This window comes from Streptomyces sp. NPDC007808 (assembly GCF_042868655.1).
Lineage (GTDB): Bacteria > Actinomycetota > Actinomycetes > Streptomycetales > Streptomycetaceae > Streptomyces.
In genome coordinates, this window is sequence record NZ_JBIAEQ010000002.1 from 566916 (window position 1) to 578003 (window position 11088).

The window sequence follows — 11088 nt, forward strand, 5'->3', positions numbered from 1 at the left end:
CCGCGTAACAGGGAGCCGCCGTGCGCGTAACACGCCGGAAGCACGCTGAAGGGCATGCAGAACTCCGCGACGCCCACGCACTGCCCGTACTGCGCCCTGCAGTGCGGAATGAACCTCACGCCCTTGCAGGACGGGGGTATCGCGGTGGTCGAGCGCCCGGACTTCCCGGTGAACAAGGGGGCGCTGTGCGGCAAGGGCCGTACGGCGCCGGCGGTCCTGGCCGCGGGCGTCCGTCTGACCTCACCGCTGGTGCGGTCGGGCGGCACGCTCGTACCGGCCGGCTGGGACGAGGCGCTCGACCGCGTCGCCGAGGGGCTTCGCCGCACTCGTGCGGAACACGGCCCGGACGCGTGCGGGGTCTTCGGCGGGGGCGGCCTGACCAACGAGAAAGCGTACAGCCTCGGCAAGTTCGCGAGGATCGTGCTCGGCACCTCGCAGATCGACTACAACGGCCGGTTCTGCATGTCGTCGGCAGCGGCTGCGGGAATGAAGGCGTTCGGGCTGGACCGCGGTCTGCCCTTCCCCCTGGAGGACATCCCGAAGACGGGCTGCGTGATCCTCGTCGGCTCGAACCTGGCGGAGACCATGCCGCCGTCGCTGCGGTTCTTCAACGAACTGCGCGAGAACGGCGGCACGCTGATCGTCGTCGACCCGCGCCGTACGAAGACCGCCGAGCAGGCCGACCTGCACCTGATGCCCCGGCCGGGCACCGACCTCGCGCTCGCCCTCGGCCTGCTGCACCTGGTCGTCGCCGAGGGGCGGGTGGACGAGGAGTACGTCCAGGAGCGCACGGTCGGCTGGGAGGAGGCACGGGCGGCGGCGATGGCGCACTGGCCGGAGTACGTGGAGCGGATCACGGGGGTGTCCGTTCCGCAACTGCGGGAGACCGTGCGGATGTTCTGCGAGCCGGAGCACGCGATGGTGCTGACCGCGCGTGGGCCCGAGCAGCAGTCCAAGGGCACCGACACCGTGGGCGCGTGGATCAACTTGTGCCTGGCGACGGGGCGGGCGGGCCGGCCGCTGTCCGGCTACGGCTGTCTGACCGGGCAGGGCAACGGGCAGGGCGGGCGTGAACACGGCCAGAAGGCCGACCAGTTGCCCGGCTACCGCAAGCTCGACGACCCGGCGGCGCGGCGGCATGTGGCCGAGGTGTGGGGTGTGGACCCGGACAGCCTTCCCGGGCCCGGCCGCAGCGCGTACGAGCTGCTGGACGCCCTCGGCACGGACATCAGGTCCCTGCTGCTGATGGGATCCAACCCGGTGGTGTCGGCGCCGCGCGCCGCGCACATCGAGGAGCGCATCAGGTCCCTCGACTTCCTGGCGGTGTGCGACGTGGTGCTGTCGGAGACGGCGGCGCTCGCGGACGTCGTCCTTCCGGTCACCCAGTGGGCCGAGGAGACGGGCACGACGACGAACCTGGAGGGCCGGGTGCTGCTGCGGCGGCGCGCGGTCACCCCTCCGGAGGGCGTGCGCAGCGACCTGGAGGTCATGCACGAGCTCGCGGCCCGGCTGGGCGGCGAGCGGGGCCTGGAGAAGGGCTTCCCGACCGACGCCGAGGAGGTCTTCGAGGAGCTGCGCCGGGCGAGCGCGGGCGGAGCGGCGGACTACTCGGGGATCACGTACCGCAGGCTGGTGGAGGAGAACGGGGTGTTCTGGCCGTGTCCCGCCGCGCCCTTGGCGCAGGACGCCGAGGCCGCCGAGGACGCCGAGGACTGCGAGGACTGCGAGGACGCCTCGCTGGACGCGTCGGCGCCGGCCGACGACGACCCGGCGCAGGGGGACGGCGACACCACCGGCGCGGTGCATCCCGGTACGCCCCGACTCTTCCTCGACCGGTTCGCCACACCGGACGGACGGGCGCGCTTCGCCCCCGTCTCGCACCGGGCCGCCGCCGAGGAGCCCGACGACGAGTACCCGGTGCTGCTGACGACCGGGCGGGTCGTGGCGCAGTACCAGTCCGGCGCACAGACCCGCCGGGTCGACGAGCTGAACACCGCCGCGCCGGGCCCGTTCGTGGAGCTGCACCCGCGGCTGGCGGCCCGCCTGGGCGCGGCCGAGGGCGACCCGGTGGCCGTGGTCTCGCGCCGGGGCCGGGCGGTGGCCCCCGCCCGCATCACGACCGGCATCCGCCCCGACACGGTCTTCATGCCGTTCCACTGGCCGGGCGAGGGCCGCGCCAACACCCTGACCAACCCGGCGCTCGACCCGACGTCGCGGATGCCGGAGTTCAAGGCGTGCGCGGTGCGGGTGGAGGCGGTGAAGCCGTAGATGGCCGGTGAGATGGGGGCGGTGAAGCCGACGACGGCCGGTGGGGTGCAGGCGGTGAAGCCGAAGGTGGCCGGTGGGGTGCGGGCGGTGAAGCCGACGCCGACCGGTGGGGTGCAGGCGGTGAAGCCGAAGGTGGCCGGTGGGGTGCGGGCGGTGAAACCGACGCCGACCGGTGGGGTGCGGGCGGTGAAGCCGAAGGTGGCCGGTGGGGTGCAGGCGGTGAAACCGACGCCGACCGGTGGGGTGCAGGCGGTGAAGCCGAAGGTGGCCGGTGGGGTGCGGGCGGTGGGGTGCAGGCGGTGAAACCGAAGGTGGCCGGTGGGGTGCGGGCGGTGAAGCCGACGCCGACCGGTGGGGTGCAGGCGGTGAACCCGTAGGCGACCTGCGGTCGACGGCCCGCACGCCCTACCTCAGCCGCGGCGCATCGCCCAGTCACCCGTCTCGATGACACGGCCGTGCGCCCGCAGCCGGATCGCGACAGCCGGCGCGGCCACGTACACCCACGCCCGCGCGGCCGTTCCGTCGGCGCGCACCACCTCGCGGGCGATGCGCTCGTAGAGGTTGCGCGGGTCGGCCGGGGCGTACTCCTCCAGTCGGTCCAGGGCCGCCAGAAGCGCGGGGTACTCCTCGGGGCGGGCCGTGACGAGCTCGCCGTGGACGGTGCCGCCCGCGCCCGGTTCCTCGACGGCGTACGGATAGCCCGGACCGTCGTACAGCCGCGCCCCCACGAGTCGCGCCGGTTCCTCCGCGAGGGCGCGGCCGCGCAGGAAGCGGTCGTGGTTGGGCTCACCGGGGCGCAGGGTGCCGTAGACGAAGAACGGGAGTCGGGGAGAGAGGGTCACAGAAAGGATTCTCTCCTCACACACACCTGCACGGATTCACCCTGGCCATGGCATGTGCACGGCCCCTTGAATCTTGGCAATCTCTGCGCCGCCCAGTTCAAGGAGACCGATGAGCCGAATACGGCTGCACGCCCGAGGTTCCCGAATCGCCACGGTGGGCCTCGCCTCCGCCGCGATCGCCGCCCTTCTCACCACCACCCTCTCCCCCACCGCCGGCGCGGACGACAGGCCGTCCCGGGCCACCGCGATCGAGAACGCGGCGTCGGCCCTCCGGAGCCAGGCGCATGACCTCGGGCTGACGACGGCTCAGGACACCACCGTGCGCGACGTGATCGTGGACGCGGACGGAGCACAGCATGTGCGCTACGACCGCACCTACCGTCAACTGCCCGTGTTGGGCGGTGACTTCGTGGTCCACCTGGCGAAGGACGGCACGTACCGAGGCGCCTCGCGCGCCACCCGGGACGCGGTCTCCGTGTCGAGCGTGACACCGAGGGTCTCGGCGCCCAGGGCGGCCGACTTCGCGGCGAACGCGCTGCGCGCCGTGAACGTCGGCGAGACGCTGAAGCGGCTCACCTCCCGGCCCGAACTGGTCGTCGACGCCCTGCACGGCACCCCGAAGCTGGCCTGGCGGACGAACGCCGTCGCACAGGATTCCCGGGGCAACCCGGTCGCCCGCACCGTGCTGACCGACGCCCGCACCGGCACGCAGATCGACGCGTGGGACGACCTGGAGTCGGCGACGGGCGACGGGAAGTCGCTGTACGGCGGCACGGTGCCGCTGGAGACGACGCCCTCGGGGTCGGCGTACCAGCTGAAGGACCCGACGCGCGGCGGCACCTACACCGGGGACGCCGAGAACAGGACGGACCTGTGCGTCCTCGCCGTCTGCCTCGGCCGCGCCCCCGCGACGGCCTTCACGGACGCCGACAACCACTGGGGCACGGGCGCGGCGACCGACCGCTCCACGGCCGCGGTCGACGCGCAGTACGGCACGGACGTGACGTGGGACTACTACGAGGACGTCCACGGCCGCAAGGGCATCGCGGGTGACGGCAAGGGGTCGTACAACCGCGTGCACTACGGCAAGGACTACAACAACGCCTTCTGGGACGACCGTTGTTTCTGCATGACGTACGGCGACGGGGACGGCACCCAGCTGGGCCCGCTGGTGTCGCTGGACGTGGCCGGGCACGAGATGACGCACGGCGTGACGTCGAAGACGGCGGCGCTGACGTACTCGGGTGAGTCCGGCGGTCTGAACGAGGCCACGTCCGATGTCTTCGGCACGCTCGTGGAGTTCCACGCGTCGAACACCGCCGACCCGGGGGACTACCTGATCGGCGAGAAGGTCGTCCGGTCGGGATTCCCGCGCAACGCCCTGCGCTACATGGACAAGCCGTCGAAGGACGGCAAGTCGGTGGACTGCTGGAGCACGGCGACGAAGGACCTGGACGTCCACTACTCCTCGGGGGTCGGCAACCACTTCGCCTATCTCCTCGCCGAGGGCAGCGGGGCGAGGACCGTGAACGGCGTCGGCTACGACTCGCCCACCTGTGACGGCTCTTCGGTGAACGGGATCGGCCGGGACAAGCTGGGGAAGATCTGGTACCGGGCCCTGACGGTCTACATGACGTCCTCGACGAACTACGCCGGGGCGCGGTCGGCGACGCTCAGCGCGGCCGAGGACCTGTACGGGGCAGGGAGTGCCGAGCACGACGCCGTGGGGGCCGCCTGGAGCGCGGTGAACGTGGGCTGAGCCGCACCACGCGACGGCCGGGGGCGGGGCCCGGGGCGGTGAAAAGCCGTGGCCGTGGTGGTGGCGGGCGGATACGCTCCGCTGTCGCCCCGCCCCCTGCCACCACGGAGTCCCATGCCGTCGCCCACGAAGATGCACGCCGACGAACTGGACATCGACGAGACGCTGGTCGCCCGGCTCGTCGCGGAGCAGTTCCCCCGGTGGCGCGGGTTGCCGGTGGCGCGGGTCGAGTCCTCCGGGACCGACAACGCGATGTACCGGCTGGGCGCCGACATGGTCGTACGGCTGCCGCGGTTGCCCGGTGGATCTCACCAGATCGTGCGGGAGCAGCGCTGGCTGCCGCGGCTGGCCCCGCGTCTGCCCCTGGCGGTGCCGGCACCGCTGGGGCTGGGAGAGCCGGGCGCCGGCTATGCGCTGCCCTGGGGCGTGTACGGCTGGCTGGACGGCGACAACGCCCACGACGCGCCGCCGGCCGACCCGGTCGCCGCGGCGGCGCGGTTGGGGCGTTTCACGGCGGCGCTGCGGGCGGTGGACGCGACGGGCGGTCCGCCGTCGTTCCGCGGCGGTCCGGTCGCCGAGCAGGACGTGTACGTCCGGGCCGCGATCCGCGACCTGGGCGCCGCCGGCACGCTGGACGCCGCGCTCGCCACGGCGGTGTGGGAGGAGACCCTGCGGCTGCCCCAATGGGACGCCGAGCCCGTCTGGCTGCACGCCGACCTCCTCCCCGGCAACCTGCTGACCCGCGCCGGACGCCTCACCGCGGTCATCGACTTCGGTGGCCTCGGGGTCGGGGACCCGGCGGCCGACACCATCGCGGCATGGGCGGTCTTCGACGCCGATGCCCGTGAGGTGTTCCGGGCGGCGGCCGACGTCGACGACGCGACCTGGGCGCGGGGCCGCGGGTGGGCCCTGTGCTTCGGGCTGACGGCCGAGCACCACTACGGCGACGTCTGCGGGAACGGCACGAATCCGGTGCTGGCGGGAGTGGGGCGCCGGGCGGTGGGTGAGGTGCTGGCGGAGCACGCGGGCGGCCGGCCGTGCTGATCCGCGGCCGGCCCGGCGTGCGGCTTCACCGATCACGGGCGTCGACGTCGGCACCTGCGGCACCAGGGGCGTGCTGGTGGATCCGTCCGGACAGCTCGTGGCCGCCTGCGCGCGGCCATGTCAGCCGGTGCTCCGCGCCCGGCCAGGTGGAGCAGTGGCCCGAGCAGGACCGGTGACACCCGGGCCTCGGCGGAGATCGAGGAACGCCCCGCCCCCAAGGCCGAGCCGCTCCGCTCGCCGACGGCGGCGCCCCGCCCACGTCGTGGACGGGCCCGGCAGGGCGGCGCCCCGGCCCGGTGTGGGCCCGCGCCCGTGCGGTCCTTCCCGGTCACCCATTCACACGTGTGCGCCGCGCCCTTCGGCGACTTTTCCGTCCGACGTCCGTAGCAAGCCGATGACCTGCTGAAACATCGGCGGTACGGCGTTCGGGCACTCCCGCCCGACACCCGTTCACCGCATTTGTGACGTCTTCTCAGGAAGCGCTCCCGTCCCACTGCCCCTTACCTCGGAAGGGCAGGGCTCGGCCGAGGCGGCGGCACATGGGGGTGCCGCGGGTCGGGGCCCGTGCGCTCGGAGGAGCATCGATGCGACGTACCGCCCGTCTGCTGACCGGGACCGCGCTGGCCGTCGGCGCCGTCGGTCTGGTCGTCGCGCCCGCGTACGGCGGTGACGGTGGTGGGCTGGAGGTGGATCCCTCCTCGGTCGTGCCGGGCGGGCACGTGAGCGTGAAAACGGCTGCCTGCGGCGACGGCGGTTCGGCGGCGGGGGACGCCAGCGCGGTGGGGGCCGGTTCGTTCACGCTGGCGCCGAGCGCGCACGGGCGGGAGGCGAACGGGCGGTTCCGGGTGCCGCCGAGCGCGCAGCCGGGGACGTACGAGGTCGTCGCGACCTGCGCCGAGGGCGGCCGGCGGGTGACGGGGGACCTGGTGGTCACACTGACGGCCCCGCGCGAGCAGGTGCATCCCAGAGGAAGTGTGAAGACGGGGGTCGGCGGCGCTCTCGGCACCGACCCCGTGCAGACCGCGGCAGGCGTGGCGGCTCTCGCCGTCGCCGCCGCGGGCGGTACCTGGCTCCTGCATCGCCGGGCGAGAGGCGACGGGATCTGACGGACACCCTCCGCTGTCCGTCCACCGGTACCGCACGTCCCCTCCCCCTCCGGGTCCGACGCCCCTCGCGGCCCGGAGGGGGACGAGGGCGGCCCGAGGAGAGTGAAGGAGGCTGACGTGCGCAGTCGCCGCAGCGTCGGCAACGCCGCCATAGCCGCGGCCACCGCCCTGGCCCTGTGCTGCGGCGCCTGGCTGCTGCACAGCGGCGCCGAGACCCACGCCCCGCCGCAGCCCTCCGCCGCGCAGGCCGCGCAGGCCGGGGAAGCGGGGGAAGCGGGGGAAAGCGCCTCGCCCGGGTCGGGGAGGACCGGCGACCGGGGTTCCGGGGTGGGCGACCCGCCCGCGTCGCACACGGACCCGCCCGCCCGGCGCCCGGCCGCCCCGGCGCTCCCGCCCTCCCCTCCCGACCGCATCCGCATCCCCTCGATCCGCGTCGACGCGCCCCTCATGGGCCTGGGCCTGACGAGGACCGGCAGCCTCGACGTCCCGCCCGCCGAGCGCGACAACCTCGCCGGCTGGTACGAGGCGGGCACGACGCCCGGCGAGACGGGCACCGCGATCGTCGCCGGCCATGTCGACAACGCCGACGGGCCCGCCGTCTTCTACCGCCTCGGCGCCCTGAGGAAGGGCAGCACGATCGAGGTGGGCCGGCGTGACGGCGGCACGGCCGTCTTCACCGTGCACGCCGTCGAGGTGTACGACGCGAAGGACTTCCCCGACGAGAAGGTGTACGGCCCGGCGCCGCGCCCCGAGCTACGGGTGATCACCTGCGGCGGCGGTTACTCACGCACGACCGGGTATCAGGGCAACGTCGTCGTGTTCGCGCATCTCACCGGCAGCCGCTGACCGCTCCGGGTGCGCCTCCAGGATGTTCTCCCGGCCCCAGGTCCCGAGCGGGGCCAGCGCCTCGTTGAGCGAACCGCCCAGCGGGGTGAGCGAGTACTCGACGCGCGGCGGCACCTCGTCGTACGCCTCGCGGTGCACGATGCCGTCGGCCTCCAGCTCCCGCAGCTGGGCGGCGAGCACCTTCTCGGTCACGCCCGGCAGCTCCCGGCGCAGCGCCCCGAAGCGGCAGGGACGTTCGCCGAGCGCCCACAGGATGAGCACCTTCCACTTGCCGCCCACCACGTCCATCGCGGCATCGACGCCGCAGACGTACGCCCCCGGCCGCCGTCCGACCCCCATGTCGTCCCTCCCCTGCCTGGACTCTTTCCCCGTGGTAACCACCCACTTGCAAGTACGTACTTGAGCAGGCCGTCCCACCGAACGACTCTAAACGCCATGACTGACAACCTGGTTGACCCGCGCGACTCCCGCACTCCCCTCACCCTCCTCGGCACCGGCGCCATGGGCACCGCCCTGGCCCGCGCCTGGCTCGCCGCCGGGCACCCCGTCACCGTCTGGAACCGCACCCCGGCCCGGGCCGAGCCGCTGGGCGCCGAGGGCGCGACGGTCGCCCCGGACGCGGCGGGGGCGGTGGCCGCGAGCCGACTGGTCGTCGTCTGCCTGCTGGACGACGCCTCGGTCGGCGAGGCGCTGGAGCACGCCGACCTGACCGGCCGCGACCTGGTGAACCTCACCACCGGGACGCCCGCCCAGGGCCGCGCCCGCGCCGCCTGGGCCGAGGCACGCGGCGCCCGCTTCCTGGACGGCGGCGTCATGGCCGTACCGCCGATGATCGGGGCCCCGGAGTCGGGGGCGTACGTCTTCTACAGCGGCTCACCCGGCGCTTTCGAAGAGCACGCCGACACTCTCGCCGTCCCGGCCGACACCCGGTACGTCGGCGCCGACCCCGGGTTCGCGGCGCTGCACGACGTGGCGTTGCTGAGCGCGATGAGCGGCATGTTCGCGGGCGTTCTGCACGCCTTCGCGCTGATCCGGCGGGAGGACATCGCCCCGAAGGACTTCGCGCCGCTGCTGGTGTCGTGGCTCGGCGCGATGGCACCCGCCGCGCAGACGGCCGCCGAGCAGTTGGAGAGCGGCGACTTCGCCACGGGTGTCGTCTCCAACCTCGCGATGCAGGTCGCGGGCAACGCCACGCTGCTGGCCACGGCCGAGGAGCAGGGCGTGAGCGCGGAACTGCTGACGCCGTACGCGGCCCTGCTGGAGCGGTGGCTCGGCGAGGGGCACGGGGACGAGGACACGACGGGGGCGGTGGACCTGCTGCTGCGCGCGGACCGGTCGTAGCGCGCGCGTGGCCGGGTCAGCCCACGCGCGCGGCGATGGTCCGCGCGCAGTCCAGCGACTCGGTGCGGGTGGTGTCCACCTCCAGGTCGTAGGCCACGCCCTGGTGGACGAGGGCGGCCTGGGACTCGGCCATCCCCCGCTGCCGGTCGCCTCGGACGACCTCGCGGCCCGCGGCGACCCGGGCCTCGCAGCGGACTCCGACCCACAGCACCTCCAGTCCGGCCAGGGCCGTGCGCCAGCGCTCCTGGGAGGCGGCGCCGCCCAGGAAGACGTCGTCGACGATCACACGGGCGCCCGCACGGGCCATCGCGGCCACGCCGGTCATCCACGCCTGCTCAAGCGCGCGGAACCGCGGTCCGACGCTCACCTCTCCGTCCGGCGCGAACCCGATGCCGTCGCCCGGCTCCTTGAGGGACGGGGGCAGGGAGTCGACCAGCCCGTCGATGCCGACGCTGAGCCACGGGTCCGGCAGCACCGCCTGGAGGCAGCGGGCGATCCCGGACTTGCCCGAACTGGAGCCGCCGTTGAGCACGATGACCTGAAGGTGTGTCGTCACGGGGCAACCCTAGATCGGCCGCCCGGTGGCCCCCACTCGTTTCTCAGGCCACCCACTGCTCGTACGCCAGGTTCGCCACCAGCGCGAACACCACCGTCAGCAGCACGATTCGGACGAAGCCGCTGCCCTTCTTCAGGGCGGTACGGGCGCCGAGCGTGCCGCCCGCGAGGTTGAACAGGGCCATCAACGCGGCCAGCTGCCACAGAACCGTGCCCTGCCAGGCGAAGGTGGCCAGCGCCCCGGCGTTGGTGCAGCAGTTGACGATCTTGGCCGTGGCGGAGGCGGTGACGAGGTCGAGGTGGAGGACGGCGGTGAGGGCGAGGACCAGGAAGGTACCGGTGCCCGGGCCGATCAGGCCGTCGTAGAAGCCGATGCCCAGGCCCGCCAGACCGATCGCGGCGAGCATCTGGCGGCGGGTGGCCGGGCCCGTCGCCGGTGCGGTGCCGAAGGCGGGGCGCAGGATCACGAACGCGGCGACACCGAGCAGCACCACCATGATCACCGGCTTCAGCACCTCGGTGCTCATGCCGGCCGCGAAGAAGGCGCCGCCGGAGGAACCCGCGAGCGCCGCGAGGCCGATACGGACGGCCAGGCCCACGTCCACGGGGGCCTTGCGGGCGTACGTCACCGCGGCGCCCGTCGTGCCGACGATCGCGACCGCCTTGTTGGTGCCGAGCGCGTAGGCGGCCGGGGTGCTCGCGGGGAGGCCCAGCAGCAGGGCCGGGAGCAGCAGGAGTCCGCCACCGCCGACCACGGCGTCGATCCAGCCGGCCGCGAGGGCTGCCAGGCACAGGAGGACGACCGTGGTCAGCGATATGTCGGGCATGATCGCGACCCTAGGCGGACGCCGCTCGTGCAGTCCATGCGACTTGAGGGACTCCTGAGGTACCGGGTCCGGTCCGCGTCCTCCGCGCGCCGGGCGCCGAGCTCCGGGCGCCGGGCTCCGGGCGCCGGGCTCCGGGCGCCGGGCTCCGGGCGCCGGGTTCCGCGCGCCGGGTTCCGCGCGCCGGGCGCCGGGCACCGGGCACCGGGCGCCGAACTCCGGGCGCCGCGCGGCCGGCCCGCGTCCCATGCACGGCATCAGCAGCCCCGAGGAGTCCCGGTGGGACGCATGCCACACCCCCCGGAAACGCCAGCACCGCACAGGCGAAACGGCGCCACGTCCCGCCGGTGAAGGGCTCGCGGACCACCCGCCGCGCCCGTACCGCAGCGCTGTCCGTGGTGGCCGCGGCGTCCCGCACCGGGATCCCGCGCCTCGTGACCGTCGTCCCTCCCCCTGGGCGTGACCTGCCGGAACCGGGCTCCCCAGGTTCCCGCAGCCCCCGC

At 74.1% G+C, this 11088-nt stretch carries 11 protein-coding genes; 7 read left to right on the forward strand and 4 right to left on the reverse strand.

From position 1 onward, the window contains the following. The first annotated feature begins 54 nt into the window (after positions 1 to 54). Together ACFYNL_RS08815 and ACFYNL_RS08820 are read left to right on the forward strand one after the other, a co-directional pair. The gene (locus tag ACFYNL_RS08815; RefSeq protein WP_388798844.1) at positions 55 to 2268 is read left to right on the forward strand and encodes a molybdopterin oxidoreductase family protein; all 2214 of its coding nucleotides are present in this window, start codon (positions 55 to 57) and stop codon (positions 2266 to 2268) included. Next, positions 2269 to 2571, forward strand: coding sequence for a hypothetical protein (locus tag ACFYNL_RS08820; protein ID WP_388798847.1), 303 nt, complete (start codon positions 2269 to 2271; stop codon positions 2569 to 2571). 107 nt (positions 2572 to 2678) lie between these two features. Here the strand turns inward: ACFYNL_RS08820 and ACFYNL_RS08825 are convergent, their stop codons facing one another. Next, entirely contained in the window at positions 2679 to 3110 is a 432-nt protein-coding gene (locus tag ACFYNL_RS08825; protein ID WP_388798850.1) for a gamma-glutamylcyclotransferase family protein, read from the reverse strand. Between the two features lie 109 nt (positions 3111 to 3219). Between ACFYNL_RS08825 and ACFYNL_RS08830 the strand changes: the two genes are divergently transcribed. The 4 genes from ACFYNL_RS08830 (at position 3220) to ACFYNL_RS08845 (ending at position 7865) form a co-directional block, all read left to right on the forward strand. Next, positions 3220 to 4869: a M4 family metallopeptidase gene (locus tag ACFYNL_RS08830; RefSeq protein ID WP_388798853.1), complete on the forward strand. Its 1650-nt coding sequence runs from the start codon at positions 3220 to 3222 to the stop codon at positions 4867 to 4869. A gap of 114 nt (positions 4870 to 4983) precedes the next feature. Then, positions 4984 to 5913, forward strand: a complete 930-nt coding sequence (locus tag ACFYNL_RS08835) for an aminoglycoside phosphotransferase family protein (RefSeq protein ID WP_388798856.1) — start codon at positions 4984 to 4986, stop codon at positions 5911 to 5913. 584 nt (positions 5914 to 6497) lie between these two features. Beyond that, positions 6498 to 7019 carry a hypothetical protein gene (locus ACFYNL_RS08840; RefSeq protein WP_388798860.1) on the forward strand — a complete coding sequence of 174 codons (522 nt, stop codon included), beginning with the start codon at positions 6498 to 6500 and terminating at the stop codon, positions 7017 to 7019. Positions 7020 to 7136: 117 nt separating this feature from the next. After that, entirely contained in the window at positions 7137 to 7865 is a 729-nt protein-coding gene (locus ACFYNL_RS08845) for a class F sortase (protein ID WP_388798863.1), read from the forward strand. Here the strand turns inward: ACFYNL_RS08845 and ACFYNL_RS08850 are convergent. Next, positions 7803 to 8204 (reverse strand): winged helix-turn-helix transcriptional regulator, encoded by a 402-nt coding sequence (locus ACFYNL_RS08850; RefSeq protein ID WP_388798866.1) that lies wholly within the window; start codon positions 8202 to 8204, stop codon positions 7803 to 7805. The two genes, ACFYNL_RS08845 and ACFYNL_RS08850, sit on opposite strands and share 63 nt — an antisense overlap. Positions 8205 to 8300: 96 nt before the next feature. Between ACFYNL_RS08850 and ACFYNL_RS08855 the strand changes: the two genes are divergently transcribed. Beyond that, positions 8301 to 9206 (forward strand): NAD(P)-dependent oxidoreductase, encoded by a 906-nt coding sequence (locus tag ACFYNL_RS08855; RefSeq protein WP_388798869.1) that lies wholly within the window; start codon positions 8301 to 8303, stop codon positions 9204 to 9206. A gap of 16 nt (positions 9207 to 9222) precedes the next feature. Here the strand turns inward: ACFYNL_RS08855 and cpt are convergent, their stop codons facing one another. Next, the gene (gene cpt / locus ACFYNL_RS08860; RefSeq protein WP_388798872.1) at positions 9223 to 9762 is read right to left on the reverse strand and encodes a chloramphenicol phosphotransferase CPT; all 540 of its coding nucleotides are present in this window, start codon (positions 9760 to 9762) and stop codon (positions 9223 to 9225) included. A 43-nt stretch (positions 9763 to 9805) separates the two neighbouring features. After that, complete coding sequence (locus ACFYNL_RS08865; RefSeq protein ID WP_388798875.1) at positions 9806 to 10588, reverse strand: sulfite exporter TauE/SafE family protein; 783 nt, start codon at positions 10586 to 10588, stop codon at positions 9806 to 9808. Positions 10589 to 11088 lie beyond the last annotated feature (500 nt).